We start from the raw sequence: 20,076 nt of genomic DNA, 5'->3' as shown, positions 1-20,076 counted from the left end.
ACGTTATTGGTATCTCCAACTGGTCAAATCCGCATTTTTGGGTGCGGATTCAGCTATCCGTTCCATTATTTTGGGCACATACATACTATTATATCGCAAGCGGCTGATATGATTGGGATTTTCTTGGTCGCCATTCCAACAGTGTTCCGCCCGATCTCCATAATCCACTTCGCCCCCATAATACGGATCCGTGGTACTTTCCAAGAAATCTTCCATGAGATACACTGCATTATTGAGGTAGTAGTTGTCCATATCCCCACAATAAATATGGATCTTACCTTTAAGTTGCTCCCCCAATTTATCCCAATCCCGTTCCAGAATATGGCGCAAGTCATAGTTTTCCCTCCAATAATTGGCCACTTCCGGATTAATGTCACCCGTCATTTTATCCCATAAACGTTCTGGATAACCATCATCCCCTTGAGGGGAATAGGTCGCCTCCCAAATATCCCACTGTTGCCCAGAACGGGACTTTGTGCCCAATACCAATTCCAAATGGTTGTATTCCCGAGTGGTGGTCTGTACATGCCCCAAATAGTCCCTATGTGCGGGAACCTCCCGTTCCTTATGTTCACTTTCATAGTAATAGGCATTCTTATCTTCATAAATATTGGTCAAGCAATACGCTCTAAAATCGATGGGATCCGGACAGGCGGCAAAACAACCGTTGTATTCGTCTGGATAGTTCACCTGCACGGCCAGGGCTTCCCAGCCCCCAGTGGAACCTCCATATAAAAACCGGGACCAACCTTCACCAATACCCCTAAACTGTTCTTCAATATAGGGAACCAACTCATGGGTTATGGCATCACCATAGGGTCCCTGGCTAGCGGAATTCACGGCATAGGAATCATCATAATAGGGTGTTGGATGCTGAATTTCAACAATTAAAAAACGCGGAAAATCAGGTTCGTTCCAACGTTTATAGAAATCATACGCCTCTTGTTGTTGTATGATGTTATAGCCCTCAACCCCAAATCGGGCCGAATAGTCGGGTTTTAGATCGGAATCCGGTGGTGTGGTCCGAAACCCTCCAAAGTCATCCGGAAAATGTCCATGGAAGATCATCAATGGATATTTGGCTTCAGGATGTTCCTCGAACCCTTTTGGCAACAATACATGCGCCCCTAAATACATATCCCTTCCCCAAAACTCGGAAAGCTTTTCAGATTTAATTTTAATGTGTTTTACCCACTCCGTATCCCGTGGTTCCTCAATCGGTGGAATAACCTGGTCCATAACCACGTCCACATCCTTAACTCCATTATCCCCAATGGTAATTTTAAAGGGTGTACTATAGAGATTCCCTGGCGAACGGTTCCATTGTTGGCCCTCGCCATTGTCCATGGGTAATTTTACGGTATGTCCCGTACTCAAATTAAAGGTTTCATAGGTATGTAATAAGGCCTGTACGTAATACTCCCCTGACGGGACATCGGCCAAACTGGGATAGGGAAATCCAAAAGTGGTTTCATCAAAAATCAGTTGTTGGCCTGGCTGCATGCCTTCCACATCCATTCCAAAGACCAACTGCGTATGTAAACCGGCATTGATTTGGAATCGTGGCTCCTTTTCATCATTGGTGGAAAGTAGTAACAATAAACGCCCATCCAGACTTTGCCCATTTGCGTTTTCGGAAAAAGAGACCGCAATGGTCCTTCCTCCGGTGGGATTTTCACATGAGGTAACGCAAAGCCATACCAGGGCAAGTACAATAAGTGGGTATTTCATAATTGATTATTTGCCATTGAAGTTAATCAATTAAAATATGCAGTATTTCCTAAAACGGGTATTTTATCGAATTCAAGCCATTGAAAACAAGAATGCTATGGTCTAAACGTTAGCCTTATAGGCAATCCCAAATTTTATGTGCCATGAAGACCATTTTACTTTTGCTAACTGTAGTATTCGCTACTATGGCCGTTACGGGCTGTACCAATGATGAAGGGGAAGATTTGGACGTATTGACCCCAACGGAGGAAGAAGAGCAATTATTAGTGCGGACCGAAAAGGAAGCCGAGCAACAAAAGGACTGATTTACGAGTGGCGTTCCCTTGCCAATAGCGTGTTTTTCAAAAGCATGGCAATGGTCATGGGCCCCACCCCTCCAGGTACGGGGGTAATATAGGAGGCCTTAGGTGCCACTTGATCAAAGTCAACGTCCCCCGTAAGATAGTATCCCTTTTCCCGGGTTTCATCTGGAACACGGGTAATCCCTACATCGATAATCACCACGCCTTCCTTGACCATATCGGCCTTGAGAAAGTCGGGGGAGCCCAGGGCGGAAACAATAATATCTGCCTTTTGGGTAAATTCCGTTAAATCCTTTGTTCTACTATGCGTAACCGTTACCGTGGCATTGGCCGCTTTTCCCTTTTGACTCATCAGAATACTGATCGGACGACCCACAATATTACTCCGGCCTATGACAACGGTATGTTTACCTTCCGTCTCTATGTTATACCTTCGTAACAGCTCCATAATGCCAAAGGGAGTCGCTGGAATAAAAGTTTCCATACCCAGTGCCATTTTTCCAAAATTCGCGGGATGGAATCCATCCACATCCTTATCCGGATGAACGGCCATCAATACTTTTTCTTCGTCAATATGTTTTGGGAGGGGCAACTGAACAATATATCCATCAATATCCGGATTGGCGTTCAAATCTTCCACTTGTCTTAACAAAGCTACCTCCGTAGTTTCTTCGGGAAGGTGGATGAGCGTGGATTCAAAGCCTATTTTTTTACAAGAACGTACCTTGCTGCCCACATAGGTCAAGCTAGCGCCATCATTCCCGACCAATACCGCTGCCAAATGCGGCACCTTTTCCCCTCGTTCCTTTATTTGGGCCACCTCAACGGCAATCTCCTCTTTGATCTGGTTTGAAATCTTACGACCGTCTAAAATGTTCATCAGTTCAATGTTAAAAGTCCAAGGTTACCTATGCTTGAATTTTTGTCCCTTGTATTCAGATTTGGACAAATAATTCATAAATGAACCTATCTTTCTACTTTCGATAAGTACTTTGTTTTTCAAATTTTCAAAGGTAGCCTCATCAATATATTTTTTATCCAAAGTTCGATAAAGTTGTGAACGAAGCTCACCACAAGATGCTTTTGCTATACTCAAAAATTGAATGAACTCCTTGTTGCCATTTCTTTCAAAGCCTTCGGCTATATTATCCATCACAGACCCTGAGCATCTATTCATTTGGTCTCTTAGTGCATAATCTTTTCTTAAAGAGGTTGTTTCAATCAAGTGATGAACATCATTACATACTTCTCTTGCCAATTGCCAAATTTCAAGGTCTTCAAACATTTCAACCTTTGCCATCCCAATCAATTTAAAAGTTTGGCAACCCTTTAACCTTAAACATTGAACAACAAAACATACTATCGCATATTTTGCATCATCTGCATCATTTGTTTTCCCCGTCCCCCTTGCATCATTTTCATCATTTTGCTCATTTGGTCGAACTGCTTCAACAATTGGTTCACGTCTTGAATGGAACGACCACTACCCGCTGCAATACGCTTTTTTCGGCTTGAATTGAGTTTCGATGGGTTTGAACGCTCATCCGGGGTCATGGAATGGATCATGGCCTCGATATGTTTAAAGGCATCATCATCAATATCAATACCTTTTAAAGCCTTGCCCATACCGGGGATCATGCCCATCAAATCCTTCATGTTACCCATCTTTTTAATCTGCTGGATCTGGCTTAAGAAATCATCAAACCCAAATTTGTTCTTGGCAATTTTCTTTTGGATTTTTCGGGCCTGCTCCTCATCAAACTGTTCCTGCGCACGTTCTACCAGGGAAACCACATCCCCCATACCCAAAATCCGGTCGGCCATACGTGAGGGATGGAATACATCTATGGCCTCCATTTTTTCTCCGGTACCAATAAACTTAATGGGTTTGTTGACCACGGATTTTATGGAAATGGCGGCACCACCCCGTGTGTCACCATCCAGCTTGGTCAAAATAACCCCATCAAAATTCAGGATATCGTTGAATGCCTTGGCCGTGTTCACGGCATCTTGACCTGTCATGGCATCCACGACAAACAAGGTTTCCTGTGGACGTACCGCTTTGTGGATGTTGGATATTTCATCCATCATCTGTTGGTCCACCGCCAATCTACCGGCAGTATCCACTATAACCACATTACAGCCAAGTTCCTTTGCCTTTTTGATACCATCCTGGGCTATGGCCACCGGGTTTTTATTCTCCCTGTCGGAATACACATCGGCCCCTATCTGTTCCCCTACAATGTGCAATTGATCTATTGCTGCAGGACGATAGACATCCCCGGCCACCAAAAGTGGTTTCTTTCCTTTTTTCTTTTTAAGGAAATTGGCCAGTTTTCCGGAAAAGGTGGTCTTACCCGATCCCTGGAGACCAGACATTAAAATGACCGTAGGATTACCACTAAGGTCAATGTCTTCCGTATCACCGCCCATCAATTCCGTTAATTCGTCCTTAACGATTTTGACCATTAACTGACCCGGTTGTAAGGTGGTCAGTACATTTTGACCAAGGGCTTTTTCTTTTACGGTATTGGTAAATTCCTTAGCTATCTTAAAATTGACATCGGCATCCAAAAGGGCCCTACGAACCTCTTTAAGGGTCTCGGCAATATTGATTTCCGTTATCTTGCCATGCCCCTTAAGATTGTGTAAGGCTTTATCTAGTTTCTCGCTTAAATTATCAAACATCGGCTTACATCATTTTTGAAGGAGGACAAATTTAAGAAATACCTGTGTTATCACAGCTTTATACAAAACCAAAAAAGCGACCCATTACGGGTCGCTTTTGCATATTGGGGAACTATGAACTGAGTTAGCTACGCTCAAAAGTCAAGAAATCGTCATCATTATCCGTATCATCATCGTCATCATCCGCCAAACGGATACGGTTATCACTAAATTCCAAAACGTACCAATCTTCGGTCAACTCATCAATAGCTTCATTCGATGTGGAAAAAGTAATGTACAATTCCAAGTCGTCCAGATCATCCAGGTCATCGTCATCATCCAATTCAACCCGCCATGTTCCGTTGAAGGAAGTGGTGCCATTATCCGCCACAATACTGCCGTCCGCACCAAAGGTGAATACAAAACCCTCATAATTGCTGGTTTCATCTTCCCCATCATCCACAAAACGTGTGATGCGCCAGGTACCACTTTCTACAGAATTTTGAAGTGCGGTCACATCCGCGCTATCAAATTGACCATTGCCCATGATGTCACCGTCGTCATCGTCATTTTCACAGGAAGCGATTAGGGCCAGGGTGCCCAATAGAAAAACATTTTTCCAATACTTAATTTTCATTTTCAATATTTTTTAGTTTTTGCAATTGATTTTTTGCCGACATGGAGATGTTGTTTCGGTAATCTTTGGGAATATGCTTTAAAAAAGGACGACCTCGATCAAGATCGTCCTTTTACTGGGGTTGTGGGCAAAAAAGGTGTTTATTTCTTCTCGAACACCAAGGTCTTAAAGTTTACCTCTTCATCTTCGTATACCAGTTCTATACGATCCGCGGTAATTTCCATTACATACCATGGTTCGGCAAGATCTCCGAGGGGATCATCATCCCCCAGGTTAAGGTAAAAGACCAGGTTACCGTTGGTATCCCTTGCAATCCTCCATACACCTGCGGTGCCGGGGTCATCATTAATGCTTACTTCAACTTGGTTGAACATGGAGAACCCAAAGTCCATACCGGCATAATCTGCGGTTTCATCCGTTCCCTCATCATCATACAAGGCTACGTTCCAAAGGCCACCCAACGCTATGTTCCTTATTTCGGCAACATCACCGTCATCGGCATTGTCGTCACATATTTTTTGAAGGATCATCTCATAGCCCAGGGCATCATCTTCCAATTTAATTCTTGTGGTTTCCACAACGCTTTCCCCATAAATCTCCTCAAGCGGCCATTCCAGATTCACTGCTGTTTCGGTCATGATTTCTATAAAGAGGGTACGTTTGCCATTATCATTGGTACCTACTTCCCAGGTTCCTTCAAAAGTGGTAATTCCATCTCCCAAGGTCACCATTCCATTGTCTCCAAAGATGAACTCATATCCCAGAAGCCTATCCACATCCTCATCCTGTACTTCAAGCTCTCCAATAATCCATTCACACTCCTTTAAGGTATTGGTCAAGGTCTCCACACTGATAATTGCACCATCGTCATCACCGTCATCACCATCGTCATTGTCATCGTCGTCACATGATTTCTTCAGAATGATCCTATTTCCATTATCCGACAGGAATTTGATTTTGCGTTCGTCCAATTCATAAACCAACCATTGGAGGTTAAAATCAACCAAAGTATCGAACTGAAGGGTCAAAAGGGCACCACGATCGCTGAACATAAAGCTCCAAGTACCTTGTACGGTATTGCCCATTCTATCGGTAACTTCTACCTCTCCATCATCATCAAAATCAAACTCATAGTTGACATACTGCTCAGTTTGGTCCATATTGTCCCTATTGAATTCGTATATCTTCCAGTCACAGTCCGTTATGAACTCCTCAAACCCATCTTCGTCAAAATCATCATCATTGAAATCATCATCATCATCTTCGTCACATTCATCGCTGGCGGCATCCAAAATACGGGCCAATTCCGCATTACTGTTTACTTGAACTTCTGTTCCGTCATATTTCTTCAATGTGATCGGAAATTCAATACTGATCAATTCATCATCATCCTTTTCCTTCAAGAACAACCGCAACTCCCTATCGCTGTTGATAACAGTTCTATTGGGTTCTTGCCCATCAATATCAAAAGTGAACAGGGTAATGGGATACACAAAATCTATACATTCAATGTCATCATCATCACCACCTTCCGTACATTCGGCAGCGAGTTCGCGCAAGGCTTCCTTACTTTCAAGGACAACTTCGGTAAAGTCGGAAAGGGTAATGGTTATAGGAAATATAATTTCGAGAATGTCTTCATCATCATCAAATTCATCAAAAATCTCTTCAACCACCTTTAAATCCTCAATACTGTCTATGGTAACCTGAATACCGGCAACCTCAACGGTGTAAGGAAATTGTATGGCGATACAACTGGCCTCATCAATAATATTATCAAAGGAACCGTCATTGGAGGCCGTATTCATTATCAATTGGGCGGTAGAGGAACCGGCTTCCAGTGTTTCCTGACTGTCGTTGCCTACTCGTTCAAATTCATCTTGGCAAGCATTGAAAAGTAGGACCATAGCAATAAATCCTACATACATCAACTTGTTAACATACTTTTTCATAACGTTTTTGGATTATTTTCTGTTAGTACGACCATAAAACAATCATTAGTTAAAATACCCTACCCCAATTTTCACATTTTTTAAAATATCTTTGGGAAAGCTTGTAAAAACCCATGCATGGCCAACGTTTGTGAAGAACACATCTTCAGTTCTATATTTAAGGACAATTCCAAAACGGTTTTTAATTACATCTATTATAAGTTTGGAAATGAGGAAAAGGCATCTGATGCCGTTCAGGAGGCTTTTGTTAAACTTTGGGAAAACTGTACCAAGGTAAGTCCGGAAAAGGCAAAGTCCTATTTATATACTGTAGCGAACAATTTGTATTTGAATGTCATTAAGGCGGAAAAAGTACGATTAAAATACGCCGATCTGCATTCCAATTCCATAAACAGGGAATCCCCGGAATACGTTTTGGAGGAAAAACAGTTCCAAAAAAAATTGGATGATGCCCTAAATGCCTTGCCCGAAAACCAACGTACTACTTTTTTGCTGAACCGCATTGATGGAAAAAAATACAGTGAGATTGCAGAAATGGAGGGAGTAAGTATAAAAGCCATTGAAAAACGAATGCATTTGGCCCTAAAAACATTGCGGGAGCAAATTGATGGAATTTAGAGGTTACCAAAAAGGCCAAACCGGATATTTGAAATTTTTGATACCTAATAAAGTAGGGTTTTTATAAAGTGGGTTGTTATTAAATTGTAAAGCATAGAAATCATGCAAGAGAATTACTTGGCAAAATGGTTGAACAACGAGCTCTCAGAGAAGGAGTTGGCCGAGTTTAAAAAGTCGGCCGAATATGCTTCCTATCAGAGAATTGCTGAGGCTTCCGGAAAACTGGAAGCCCCGGATTTCAATATGGACAAGGCGTGGAACACTTTTAAATATGAACGGTTTGACCAAAGTCCCAAGGTTGTTCCATTGCATCCCTTCAAGCAGTTTCTCCGTGTTGCGGCCGTAATTGCCGTATTGCTTACAGGAGCTTATGTCTACCTGAATTCACAGGACGAAATATTCACTACCCAACTGGCAGAACGCACCGAGGTTGTACTTCCGGATGCCTCTGAAGTTATCCTGAATGCGGATTCCCGTTTGTCCTTTAAGGAAAGAAAATGGGACGACAACCGCAATGTGGAACTGGATGGGGAAGCCTTTTTTAAGGTAGCCAAAGGACAACGTTTTACGGTTTCCACCGATGCAGGTACGGTAACGGTCCTAGGGACCCAATTCAATGTGGAAAGTAGGGACGGTTTCTTTGAAGTAACCTGCTATGAAGGTTTGGTCAGTGTTACCCATAATGCCAACGAGCACAAACTACCGGCAGGCAATTCCTTTGTGGTCATCAATGGGGAAATCAGGGCCACGGATGCCGTCACTTCATTGGCCCCCTCCTGGACCCAAAATGAAAGTTCATTCACCAGTATACCCCTTAAATATGTCCTGGCGGAATTTGAACGTCAGTTCAATATTGAAGTAGCCACCCAAGATATAAATACCGAACAACTTTTTACGGGTACGTTTGACAACACGAATATTGATTTAGCGTTAAAAAGTATTAGTACTCCTTCCCAAATTCGTTTTAAATTGGAGCAGGATAAGGTACTTTTCTATGCAGAGGACACTCCATAAGCCTTTTATTGTATTTGCGATGGTGCTATTGTCACTATCGCCAGTTTTCACCTTTGCCCAGGCTGAAGTTTTTGGGCTAAAGACCTTCATTGCCCGGCTCGAAAATAGTTTTGATGTCAAGTTTTCCTATGTGGATGCCGATATCCAGGGAATTGAGATAAAGGTTCCCTCTTCCAAGAAACTCCAGGAAATCCTTAATGCCATTGCTACGCAGACCGGAATCGAAATCAAACAACTAAGTGAGCGGTACTATGCCTTGAGCAAACCCAGATTGGTGGAAATCTGCGGCAGGGTCCTGGACAATTACGCGAAAAACACCGTTCCCGGGGCCACCGTGGAGGTCCTTGGGATGGATAAGGCCATTGTAACGGATATAGATGGTTTTTTTAGGATGGAAGCGGTGGACCGTTCCGCTTCGCTACAAATCAGGTATCTGGGCTATACCACAAGGATAGTGCCCATTGCCGAGTTGGCGGACCAAGGGGAATGTCCAAAAATACTATTGGCCGAACGTCGGGAAGTACTCACCGAAGTGGTGGTTTACGAATTTTTGACCAAGGGTATTGTAAAAGAGACCGATGGTGGCATTACCGTCCAAACCCAAAAACTGGGATTATTGCCCGGATTGGTGGAGCCCGATGTCCTTTTTGGCATACAAACGCTCCCTGGGGTAAAAAGTATTGATGAAACCGTGTCCGACATTAATATCCGTGGGGGCACCAACGATCAGAACCTCATCCTTTGGAACGGTATTAAAATGTACCAATCAGGACATTTTTTCGGGTTGATTTCCGCCTTTAACCCCTACCTTACCGAAAGGGTTTCGGTCTATAAAAACGGAACCCCTTCGGAGTATGGGGATGGGGTAAGTGGCATCATCAGTATGGAAACCAAAAATGATATTGGCGATCGGTTTTCCGGTGGGGCGGGTTTTAATCTGATCAGCGGGGATGCTTTTGGGCAAATCCCCATAACCGATAAACTTGCCTTTCAGTTTTCCGGAAGGAGGTCCACCACGGACTTTTTGGACACTCCAGCTTATGTGAGCTTTACCGACAGGGCATTCCAGGATACCGAAGTGCAAAACCAACAAAACCAGGAAGTCAATGAAAATCTAAGGTTTGATGAGAAGTTTCTTTTTTATGATGTTTCGGGTAAACTATTGTACGACTTCAATGAAGACCACAAATTTCGATTGAGTTTTATTGGGATTGATAATGATCTGGACTTTTCCACCACCAATACCGAAACTTCGGAAACCTCAAGGAGCTTTTTGGACCAAACCAATCTTTCCGCAGGATTGCAATGGTTTGGGGATTGGTCGGAACGATTTTCAACCCATGTCAATGTCTATTTTTCCAAATACAATTTGGATGCCCAAAGTCTCTTTCCCGATCAACAGCAACGCCTGTTCCAAAAAAATACGGTGGAGGAGCGGCAAGCCAAACTCACTACCTTCTTTCGTCTTTCGGACAATCTGCAGTGGATCAATGGGCACCAATATATAGAGACCGGGATTACGAATCAGGCGGATGTCACCACACCGGAGTTCAACCTCAACATAAAAGACGTTGTCAGGATACAAGCGCCCTTTACCGAGCTCCAGTTCAACACAAAGAACAATGGCTTTATTACCAATATCGGACTAAGGGCCAATTATATCCAAAATTTGGCTGAGGCCGGAGGCGCCTTTGATCGACTGTTATTGGAACCCCGACTCAACCTCAACTTTAAAATGGCCAATTTCTTAAGGGCCCAGATCCTTGGTGAATTTAAAAGTCAAAGTACCAACCAGGTGATCGATTTGCAACAGAACTTTTTGGGAATTGAACGAAGAAGGTGGACCCTTGCCAATGAAAACGATTTGCCATTGACAACGAGCAAGCAGGGTTCCGTTGGCCTGAACTATGCCAAAAGACGGTTGTATATAAGTGCCGAAGCTTTTTATAAAACAGTGGATGGTATAAGTACAAGGACACAAGGGTTCCAAAACGAAAACCAGTTTGATGGGGAATTGGGAGGCTATGAGATTAGGGGAATGGAATTCCTTATTAACCAAAAAGGGGAGAACTACAGTGCGTGGTTAAGCTATACCTACAACAAAAATGACTACACTTTTGATAGCATAGTGCCCCCGGTATTTCCCAATAACCTGGATGTGAGGCATACCCTGACCCTAGGGGGCACCTATGATCTGGGAAACCTAAAGCTCGGCATTGGCATTAACTATAGGACCGGAAGGCCTTTTACACAACCTACGGAAGATAATCCATTGGACACGACTGTCTTTCCTGCCCAAATCAATTTTGAAGTCCCCAATAGCAGTCGGTTACCGGAATATTTCAGGGCAGATGCTTCGGCCACCTATCAGTTCGACTTAAGTGACCGGGTCAAGGCCAAGACCGGTATCTCCCTACTCAATATTACCGATCGCGCCAATGTATTGAACCGATATTTCCGGGTTTCGGACGAAAATGAAATTGAACGTGTGGACAACAGTTCCCTGGGCCTAACGCCCAATATTAGTTTTCGGGTCAGTTTCTAGAGATTCCACCTTTGACATTACGATAACGTGGGGAAAGGTAATTGCGGCAAGAACGTACAGGAGCACAGTTACAAAATAATGCACACTATCCTTCAATAGCCAATACAATAAAGCCAACCCGGCAATAGAAAGGAACCAGTACAAAAAAGAGGTTCTCAAAAATCGTACAAAGCTCTTTTTGGTGGCCTCGCCATAAAGGTAGCCCAGTTGGTCTTTCATAGAAGGCAAACTATGCCATAGGATAAAATAAATCGCAAAACCCCAGATAAGGGAGGAGGTGGCGAACACCACGGTCAATACAGTCAGGTAAAGCAACTCCCTTAGGGGGTTTATGTTCAAAATCCTTTTCTTGAACAGTACAATTGATAGCATCAAAAAGACCAGCAACGCCACAACAAGCACTATTCGGAATACGGAGGCCGTCAAAACCAAGCCGGTAAGATCCGTTATCACAACAATAATTTTGTCTAACTTAATATTGAATATCATAAACAATATTAAAAATCCATAACTCATGAACAAGGGTGCCTTCCATCGGGTACGACCAGTGAACTGCTTATTGAAATGTTGTTCGCCAAAGTGGTAGGCACTGATAAGGATAAAGAAAAGTAGTGCCAGTCCTTTTGAAAGCAAAAAGAAAAAAGCGACCAGGCCCATGGCCCCCAAGTAGACCAACAACAACACCCTAATTGGCTTTTTACCTTTTGATAATGAATGAATAAGGGTAATATCATTGGCACCATGAAGAACCCCAAATGTCAGGATAAAGGCATAGGCCAAATAATCCTGTAGGACTGGGCTCAATTGTGAGGAGAGCCAAAGGCAGAAAAAGGTCGATACCAGGGTGATATTTTTCAATTTGATAATTTGAATCAGTTTGTTTAAAGATATGATAAAAATTTTAAACAAATATTATCATTTTATCGTTTAACTTTTTTTATATTTGATTAAACATTTTCTAATTAACTCTTGTATATATGAAATCTTTGTTATTTAGTTTACCCTTGTTGGCCGATGTCACCAAGATTGCCAATGATGACTACGTTGGCTTTACATTTTTTGTGGGATGTATGGCCATGATGGCCGCTTCCGCTTTTTTCTTTCTTTCCATGAACAGCTTCGATCGAAAGTGGAAAACTTCAATTCTGGTATCTGGATTGATTACGTTTATTGCTGCGGTACATTATTGGTACATGCGGGATTATTGGTCCGGTGTTGGAGAATCACCAACCTTTTTCCGCTATGTGGATTGGACACTCACCGTTCCCTTGATGTGTGTGGAGTTTTACCTTATCCTAAAAGTGGCCGGTGCCAAAAAGTCCCTCATGTGGAAACTTATCCTGGCATCCGTGATCATGTTGGTCACAGGTTACTTTGGGGAGGCCGTTTATACTACCGGCTCCGGTCCGGCACTATGGGGCTTTGTATCTGGTCTGGCCTATTTCTACATTGTATATGAAATATGGTTTGGAAATGCCAAAAAACTGGCAGAATCTGCCGGAGGTTCCGTCCTACAGGCCCACAAAACCTTGTGTTGGTTCGTTCTGGTAGGATGGGCCATCTATCCCATTGGCTATATGGCCGGGACAACAGGTTGGTATGATGGCCTCTTTGAAGGTTTAAATATGGATGTCATCTATAATATTGGTGATGCCATTAACAAAATAGGCTTTGGCCTTGTAGTCTACGGAGCTGCAGTAGCATCGCAGTCATCTACAGCGGATTCGTAGTTATTTTTAGTTGGTTACATTTAGGGAAAGTCCTTGTAAAAACAGGGACTTTTCCTTGTTTTATGCCATTCCTTTTTGATTTAGGATGCGTGCAATTAGTTCAAAAGCTTCGGGCAGTTGCCGTTTTAAATCTTCCGGGGTTTCAAAAAAGTGTTCCACCAAAACCGAAAAAAACTCAAAATCATTCACCTGGGCATAGGATCTCAGGTAATTGGTATCATTGACCAAAGACTTCATCGCCCTTAATTTTTTAAAGCCCCATTGAAACCTTAGGGACTCCCAGGAACTTCTACCACTTGTCTCAAAATATAGCGCATGGGCAAACTCATGAATGGCCAAATTGATATTGTCCCCTTCCTCCTTAAAACCATATTCCACACTATCCGCAGCAAAGACCAATGTCTTTAACCCCCTATTATATTCTCCAACATGATGCTTCTTGTTGAGTATGGAATAGTAATCCGTGGGGTATATGACTATTTTATGTACCGAACGGATGTATTTGTAATTGTTCATCCCCAAGGTCAATAGAATTCCTGCCCCACTGATCAAAAGCTCCATGGTATGTTTATCATTCACCAACCCTTTGTACAAAAAGGCCTTTTTGGTCCTAAACCATGCTACCCTTTTATAAAACCTATTGGCATCATCCCCATTGAGTTGCCTGACACGGGCAATCCGTTCACGAAGGAGTTTTTTTTCATTTTCGTTTAAGGGATTCGGCCGGAGAAAGGGATTGAGGTCATACAGGCCAATGGCATAATACACAATATATATTAGATAGCTCAGAAGAAAAAAAAGGCAAGCAAAGGCGAATATGTCCACTCCCCTAACAACCCACATTACATTCGCTCAGGTACTTGTATTCCCAATAGATGGAATGCATCTTGGATAACTTCACCGACTTTTTTGGAAAGCTGAACCCTAAAGTCGCGTTTTATGGCCTTCGACTCGCCTAAAATGGAAACCTGTTGGTAGAACGAATTGAATTCCTTGACCAAATCGTAGGTATAATTGGCGATCAATGCAGGGCTGTGGTCATTTGCTGCTTCCAGCACCTTTTCTGGAAATAGTTGAATTTGTTTCAGAAGCTCCTTTTCTTTTGGGTGAAGTGCAAAAGAGTTCTCGACCGTGCCCAAAGTGCCATCCCCTGCTTTCCTAAGAATCGATTGGATTCTGGCATAGGTATATTGAATAAATGGCCCCGTATTGCCTTGAAAGTCCACGGATTCTTCCGGATTGAACAAAATCCGTTTTTTGGGATCCACTTTAAGGATGTAATACTTCAATGCCCCGAGTCCTATGGTTTGGTACAGTACCTTCTTTTCTTCCTCCGAATAGCCTTCCAACTTGCCCAAGTCCCTGGAAATGGCAGCTGCGGTTTCCTCCATATTCTTGATAAGGTCGTCCGCGTCCACAACGGTCCCTTCCCTGCTCTTCATCTTTCCGGAAGGTAGGTCCACCATACCATAGCTAAGATGGTACAGTTTTTCTGCCCAGGAATAGCCGAGCTTCTTTAAAATCAAAAAGAGTACTTTAAAGTGATAGTCCTGTTCGTTTCCCACGGTATAGACCATTCCATTGATATCGGGAAAATCCGTGACACGTTGGATTGCCGTACCAATATCTTGGGTCATATATACGGCAGTCCCATCGGAACGAAGTACGATTTTTTCATCCAATCCCTCTTCGGTCAAATCTATCCACACACTACCATCTTCCTTTTTAAAGAACACCCCTTTTTCCAGGCCCTCCTTAACCACGTTCCTGCCCAGTAAATACGTGTTGCTCTCGTAATACAAATGGTCAAAATCAACTCCCAGATTTTTATAGGTGGTATCAAAACCTTCATAGACCCAACCATTCATCTTTTTCCAAAGGGAAACCACATCCTCATCACCAGCTTCCCATTTTCGCAGCATTTCCTGGGCTTCCAACAAAATAGGTGCTTCCTTTTCCGCTATGGCTTTTTCCTTCCCATCAGAAATCAATTGCGCCACTTCATTCTTATAGGCTTTGTCAAACTCCACATAATACTTCCCCACTAAATGGTCTCCTTTTAAACCGCTTGATTCCGGAGTTTCCCCTTTACCAAATTTTTGCCATGCCAACATACTCTTGCAGATATGGATACCCCGATCATTAATGATTTGGGTTTTGTACACTTTATGCCCGGCAGCTTTTAATATTTCAGCTACGGAATACCCCAAAAGATTATTCCGTATATGCCCTAAATGCAACGGTTTATTGGTATTTGGTGAGGAATACTCCACCATAACGGCATCTTTGGAATTTGCTTCCTGATAACCAAAACGGTCCCTGCCCAGTATTGAATTAAAAAAAGAAAGATAGTAGTAGTCTGAAACCACCAAGTTCAAAAAGCCCTTAACCACGTTGAACTTTGCAATCGCTTCAACATTTTCTTGAAGGTACTGGCCAATCTTCGTCCCTATTTCAACGGGATTGCCTTTTATGGTTCTGAGCATGGGGAAAACAACAACGGTTAAATCCCCTTCAAAGTCCTTTCGGGTAGGTTGAAATTCAACCGATGGCAAATCCGTTTTAAAAATCGACTTTGCCGCTTCCTTTACCTTTTGTTCCAAGACTTGTTGTAACTCCATTCCAATTCACATTTCAGCCAGCAAAACTACATTTTTTACCTTGTTTTAGCGAAGTTTTAAGAGGGAACCGCAACCTAATCCCTAATTTTAGGGAATGCTTTTGAATGTTTCTTACTCGGACAAAAAGATTACCAAAAAAATCGACGTTGAAGTCGGCAAACCCTTTCCCCTAAAAGAACGATGGAAAATGGGGGGCATTGGCTCCCCCAAACTAAAGATTGTGGAGGCCAGTATGGAAATTAGAAACCTGCTCATTTTGGACAACAATGCGGACAATTGCAATGTTGAAATGCGTCCCAAAGGGATTATCGTTGGGTTTCGGTCCCTTCTGGAATCCTATGCGCTGATCATTCCCTATTATAAACTTACCCTTTACAAAGGGAACCTGGCCGTATATTCCATTTATAGGGACAACTATTTTATAAAAGTGGAGGCGGACACCAAAGCCGTTCAAAAGTTTTTTAGAAAGTTGTTGGACTATAAGGCGGACAATGCCCCGACCAATATTGAAGATTTATGAAAATCCTTCTCACTGGTGCCAATGGCTATATTGGAATGCGGCTATTGTCGCGATTATTGGAGTTGGGACATAAAGTTGTCTGTGTAGTTCGCGACAAAAACCGACTATCCATTGATAATAGGGCCAAAACATTGGTAGATATTATTGAAGTTGATTTTTTGGAGGATTTCAAACCGGAAAAAATCCCAAAAGATATCGATGTCGCCTATTATCTTATCCATTCCATGACCTCTTCCATTTCCGATTTTGATGAAAAAGAGGCCATCGCCGCTCGAAATTTCAACGCCTATATTTCCGAAACCCATTGCAAGCAGGTGATTTACCTTAGTGGTATTGTTAACGAGGAAAAACTTTCCAAACACCTCTCCTCACGTAAAAACGTGGAGGACATTTTGTATCAGGGGAATTTTAACCTTACCGTATTGAGAGCGGGAATCATTGTTGGTTCCGGTAGCTCATCTTTTGAGATTATCCGGGATCTGTGTGAAAAGCTCCCCGTTATGATCACACCAAAATGGGTGCTTACCAAAAGTCAACCCATTGCCATTCGTGACGTCATTAATTTCTTGACAGGGGTGCTGGGCAATGAAAGCACCTTCAACCAATCTTTTGACATTGGTGGCCCGGATGTGCTCACGTACAAGGAAATGCTACATCAATATGCCAAGGTACGCGGTTTTAAAAATTGGATTTTTACCGTTCCCATTATGACCCCAAAGCTGTCTTCCTATTGGCTCTATTTTGTAACCTCAACTTCCTACAAATTGGCGATGAACTTAGTGGACAGCATGAAAATGGAGGTTGTGGCCAGGGACAGTAGGCTGCAGCAACTATTGGGATTGCAGACCCATAGTTATCAAGAAGCCATAGAAATGGCCTTTAAAAGGATAGAACAAAACCTCGTCATTAGCAGTTGGAAGGACAGTATTGCGAGTGGGCAGGTACAAGAAGATTTGGAGAAATACATCCAGGTACCCAAATACGGGGTCTTAAAGGATGTCCAGAAATTGGCGGTGAAAGACAGTAAAAGGACCTTGGACAATATCTGGCGTATAGGCGGGGACACGGGCTGGTACTATGGTAGTTGGCTATGGAAAATCCGTGGTTTTTTTGACAAGTTGAATGGAGGTCCCGGACTGCGGCGGGGAAGAACCCATCCCGATAAACTATTTCCTGGGGATGCCTTGGATTTTTGGAGGGTTCTGCTTGCGGACAAAAAGGGAAAACGACTCTTGCTTTTTGCCGAAATGAAGCTTCCCGGTGAGGCTTGGCTCGAATTTAAAATAGATGACAAGGACGTTCTGCACCAAATCGCGACCTTTCGGCCCAAAGGACTTAAAGGAAGACTCTATTGGTACAGTGTCCTACCATTTCACTACTTCATTTTTGGAGGGATGATAAAGAATATCGCAAGCGCCTGAATTACAGAAATCCTGAAACAAAAACCGAGCTATTTCGTCTATCCATGGACAACCATTGCCATCAAAAAACAGTCTTTAGAACAACAACGCATCAAATTGATGATATGAAAATAGTTTCATTCGTATGCTTTATGTTTTTTCTGTCGTTACAGATCAACGCCCAAACTTTTAGCTCCAAATTAATTGATGCCAAAACAAAGCAGGGAATTCCCTATGCCACCATACAGTATGCTGAAAATAGAGGTGTTGTCACCAATGAAGAAGGGCGGTTTTCTTTTACCCTGGAAGCACAGAACGAGCTCTTGGATTCCATTTACATTTCTTCCATGGGGTATGAAAAAATGGGGTTCACCCTTGAGCAATTGCAGGACAGTATCATTTTCATAAAACCAAAGGCCATACAATTGGGTGGTGTGTATGTCTTTGACAAGGAACTCTCGGTGGACGATATTATTGAACAGATGAAGGAACGACTGTCCCAGAACGTAAATAATGAACCCGTAAAACAACGGTATTTTTTGAGGCAATCCGTTTTTGGCACCGTACAAAAAGTGGATATGGGCTTTGAAAAATCGTCCATAGCGGAATTGGACAAGGAACTGATAGATAGCATTGCCCGAGCCATTCCAAAAAGTTCCTATCACTACACGGAAACCCTGGGTGATTTCCTAAAGAACAACGAGGCTTACAAGGTCAGTGTTCTAAAGGCTGCAGAGTTGTACAATAAAAATGATGTCAACTCCATTGAGGATTTGGGGCAACGTATGGAAAAGATTTTTAAGGCCAATGTGAAACCGGATTCCTACTTAAAAATTAAATCGGGGCTATTTAGTCAAAAAATACAGGTAGATTCCGTATTACAGGAAATTGACCAGGAGGCCGAGGCGACCATTGAAAATGAAATTCAACGTGATACCATTTCCGGTTTGGTAGATGGTCAAAAATTTATTTTTGATGAGATTTTAGGCGAAGTGTTCTATCAGGAAGATAGTAAACTGGACATTATTCCAAAGACCCGGAAATACGAATTTGAACTCGTGGGCTATTCCGATATTGGGGAATCCGGTGTTTACGTCATTGACTTTTCCCCTAAGGGAAAGACCGATTTTAGAGGAAGGCTCTACATTAACATTGAAGATTTTGCAGTAATGCAAATAGATTTTGAGAACCTAAAAAACCTTCGAAACTTTCGGTTATTGGGCATTTACTACAGGGAAACGCTGTACAAGGGCACCATGCGCTTTAACAAACTGCCCAATAATCGATACGAACTGGTCTTTATGGACTTTAATTTTGGGCGTTGGTTTCGTATGGACAGACCTTTGGACGTTATTGAAAAAAACAAAAATGTGAAGGGCCGCCGCAAGCAGAATGAACTGCGCTTGAACATTGACTTTCAAATAGCAAACACCAACAAATGGGAATTGGTGGTCTACGAGAACGAATTGATAGGCCAAACCCAGTTTGAAAACTTTAAGGAAGACAAAAGCCTGGAAGCTACTTATCTCCCCAAATACGACCCCGAGTTTTGGAAAGGGTATAACATTGTGGAACCCAACCAAGCCATACGCGAGTTTACGGCTGGGGAGGAGCAAGATTAAGTTCTGGGCAAAAACATTTTTGTTTTTGCTTCTCGCTTCAGGTGATTTGAGGTGCTTCAAACTCCCCTTTCTTCTGGCGCAAAGCCAGAATTCATTCCCCTCTTGAACTCAAGAGGGGAGCTTTTGTACCCGTAACTTATACCTCAAGTTCCTCCCTTCAGACGAAGGGAGGTATCCCACTAATCATTGGGGCGGAGGGTTTGACAGTTAATTTCAATCACTATTCCCTTAAAATGGATTTGTCCCTTTCCCTACCAAAAAAGCAGCTATTCCATAAATTGTGTATTTTCCAAAAATGAAAAGAATTCACAATAGGAAAGCGCTTCAAAATTTCCAAAAGTAACTCCGGAAAAACTTAACCCCAGCAGAGGCCTTTCTCTGGAAATACTTAAAAGCAAAACAACTAAAAGGTAGACGCTTTCAAAAACAACATGGTATTGGTCCTTATATCGTAGATTTTTATTGTGCTTCTGAAAAACTAATCATCGAATTGGATGGGGAAGTACACTTAAACCCAAGCGCAGAAGAAAACGACTTAATACGGAAAGAGTATTGGGAAAACTTGGGCTATACCGTAGTTCGTTTTGAGAACAAAATGGTTTTTGAGCATTTGTCTTCAGTTTTAGAGGAGATCAAGGGTCATTTTAACCAATCTGAACAATAGAAATAGTTTCAACCTACCTGATTAAGCCTTGCCGAATCACTCCTCTCCACCAG

The 20,076-nt window shown here is 42.6% G+C and carries 17 protein-coding genes and 1 pseudogene; 9 read left to right on the top strand and 9 right to left on the bottom strand.

The genetic code is table 11. From position 1 onward, the window contains the following. Positions 1–3 precede the first annotated feature (3 nt). Positions 4–1,731, bottom strand: coding sequence for an alpha/beta hydrolase-fold protein (locus L0P88_RS14995; RefSeq protein WP_247130730.1), 1,728 nt, complete (start codon positions 1,729–1,731; stop codon positions 4–6). A 143-nt stretch (positions 1,732–1,874) separates the two neighbouring features. On the opposite strand from L0P88_RS14995, the gene L0P88_RS14990 reads away from it, so the two are divergent. Further along, positions 1,875–2,036, top strand: coding sequence for a hypothetical protein (locus L0P88_RS14990; protein WP_247130729.1), 162 nt, complete (start codon positions 1,875–1,877; stop codon positions 2,034–2,036). A gap of 1 nt (position 2,037) precedes the next feature. On the opposite strand, the gene folD is transcribed toward L0P88_RS14990, so the two are convergent. From folD to L0P88_RS14965, 5 genes are all read right to left on the bottom strand, one after another. Next, on the bottom strand, positions 2,038–2,913 hold the full coding sequence (gene folD / locus L0P88_RS14985) for a bifunctional methylenetetrahydrofolate dehydrogenase/methenyltetrahydrofolate cyclohydrolase FolD (RefSeq protein WP_247130728.1): 876 nt from the start codon (positions 2,911–2,913) through the stop codon (positions 2,038–2,040). A 24-nt stretch (positions 2,914–2,937) separates the two neighbouring features. Beyond that, complete coding sequence (locus L0P88_RS14980; RefSeq protein ID WP_247130727.1) at positions 2,938–3,333, bottom strand: four helix bundle protein; 396 nt, start codon at positions 3,331–3,333, stop codon at positions 2,938–2,940. A 59-nt stretch (positions 3,334–3,392) separates the two neighbouring features. Then, positions 3,393–4,721 (bottom strand): signal recognition particle protein, encoded by a 1,329-nt coding sequence (gene ffh, locus L0P88_RS14975; protein ID WP_247130726.1) that lies wholly within the window; start codon positions 4,719–4,721, stop codon positions 3,393–3,395. A gap of 124 nt (positions 4,722–4,845) precedes the next feature. Continuing rightward, positions 4,846–5,337 carry a hypothetical protein gene (locus L0P88_RS14970; protein WP_247130724.1) on the bottom strand — a complete coding sequence of 164 codons (492 nt, stop codon included), beginning with the start codon at positions 5,335–5,337 and terminating at the stop codon, positions 4,846–4,848. A gap of 140 nt (positions 5,338–5,477) precedes the next feature. Next, entirely contained in the window at positions 5,478–7,289 is a 1,812-nt protein-coding gene (locus L0P88_RS14965; RefSeq protein ID WP_247130723.1) for a hypothetical protein, read from the bottom strand. A 117-nt stretch (positions 7,290–7,406) separates the two neighbouring features. On the opposite strand from L0P88_RS14965, the gene L0P88_RS14960 reads away from it, so the two are divergent. The 3 genes from L0P88_RS14960 (at position 7,407) to L0P88_RS14950 (ending at position 11,466) form a co-directional block, all read left to right on the top strand. Beyond that, complete coding sequence (locus L0P88_RS14960) at positions 7,407–7,907, top strand: RNA polymerase sigma factor (protein WP_247130722.1); 501 nt, start codon at positions 7,407–7,409, stop codon at positions 7,905–7,907. Between the two features lie 102 nt (positions 7,908–8,009). Continuing rightward, positions 8,010–8,921: a FecR family protein gene (locus L0P88_RS14955; RefSeq protein ID WP_247130720.1), complete on the top strand. Its 912-nt coding sequence runs from the start codon at positions 8,010–8,012 to the stop codon at positions 8,919–8,921. Continuing rightward, a complete protein-coding gene (locus L0P88_RS14950; protein WP_247130719.1) occupies positions 8,902–11,466 on the top strand; it encodes a carboxypeptidase-like regulatory domain-containing protein in 2,565 nt (854 codons plus the stop codon). The genes L0P88_RS14955 and L0P88_RS14950 overlap by 20 nt, the downstream gene beginning before the upstream one ends. On the opposite strand, the gene L0P88_RS14945 is transcribed toward L0P88_RS14950, so the two are convergent. Beyond that, on the bottom strand, positions 11,431–12,324 hold the full coding sequence (locus tag L0P88_RS14945; protein ID WP_247130718.1) for a Brp/Blh family beta-carotene 15,15'-dioxygenase: 894 nt from the start codon (positions 12,322–12,324) through the stop codon (positions 11,431–11,433). The genes L0P88_RS14950 and L0P88_RS14945 overlap by 36 nt on opposite strands. Before the next feature lie 119 nt (positions 12,325–12,443). Between L0P88_RS14945 and L0P88_RS14940 the strand changes: the two genes are divergently transcribed. Continuing rightward, entirely contained in the window at positions 12,444–13,196 is a 753-nt protein-coding gene (locus L0P88_RS14940) for a bacteriorhodopsin-like (protein WP_247130717.1), read from the top strand. 60 nt (positions 13,197–13,256) lie between these two features. Here L0P88_RS14940 and L0P88_RS14935 read toward each other — a convergent pair whose 3' ends face one another. Both L0P88_RS14935 and argS read right to left on the bottom strand, forming a co-directional pair. Continuing rightward, the gene (locus L0P88_RS14935) at positions 13,257–13,964 is read right to left on the bottom strand and encodes a zinc-dependent peptidase (protein WP_247130715.1); all 708 of its coding nucleotides are present in this window, start codon (positions 13,962–13,964) and stop codon (positions 13,257–13,259) included. A gap of 74 nt (positions 13,965–14,038) precedes the next feature. Next, positions 14,039–15,817, bottom strand: a complete 1,779-nt coding sequence (argS, locus tag L0P88_RS14930) for an arginine--tRNA ligase (protein ID WP_247130714.1) — start codon at positions 15,815–15,817, stop codon at positions 14,039–14,041. Positions 15,818–15,911: 94 nt separating this feature from the next. Between argS and L0P88_RS14925 the strand changes: the two genes are divergently transcribed. The 4 genes and pseudogenes from L0P88_RS14925 to L0P88_RS14910 form a co-directional block, all read left to right on the top strand. Next, a complete protein-coding gene (locus tag L0P88_RS14925; RefSeq protein WP_247130712.1) occupies positions 15,912–16,337 on the top strand; it encodes a hypothetical protein in 426 nt (141 codons plus the stop codon). Continuing rightward, entirely contained in the window at positions 16,334–17,758 is a 1,425-nt protein-coding gene (locus L0P88_RS14920; RefSeq protein ID WP_247130711.1) for an SDR family oxidoreductase, read from the top strand. Before L0P88_RS14925 ends, L0P88_RS14920 begins: the two co-directional genes overlap by 4 nt. A 104-nt stretch (positions 17,759–17,862) precedes the next feature. Beyond that, complete coding sequence (locus L0P88_RS14915) at positions 17,863–19,359, top strand: carboxypeptidase-like regulatory domain-containing protein (protein WP_247130710.1); 1,497 nt, start codon at positions 17,863–17,865, stop codon at positions 19,357–19,359. A 355-nt stretch (positions 19,360–19,714) separates the two neighbouring features. Next, positions 19,715–20,023 (top strand): annotated as a pseudogene (locus L0P88_RS14910) (endonuclease domain-containing protein); the annotation flags it as partial. Positions 20,024–20,076 lie beyond the last annotated feature (53 nt).

Source organism: Muricauda sp. SCSIO 64092 (assembly GCF_023016285.1).
In the GTDB taxonomy this organism is placed as follows: domain Bacteria; phylum Bacteroidota; class Bacteroidia; order Flavobacteriales; family Flavobacteriaceae; genus Croceivirga.
The sequence above is the reverse complement of the archived record's forward strand: the minus strand, read 5'-3'. Positions and strand labels throughout refer to the sequence as shown.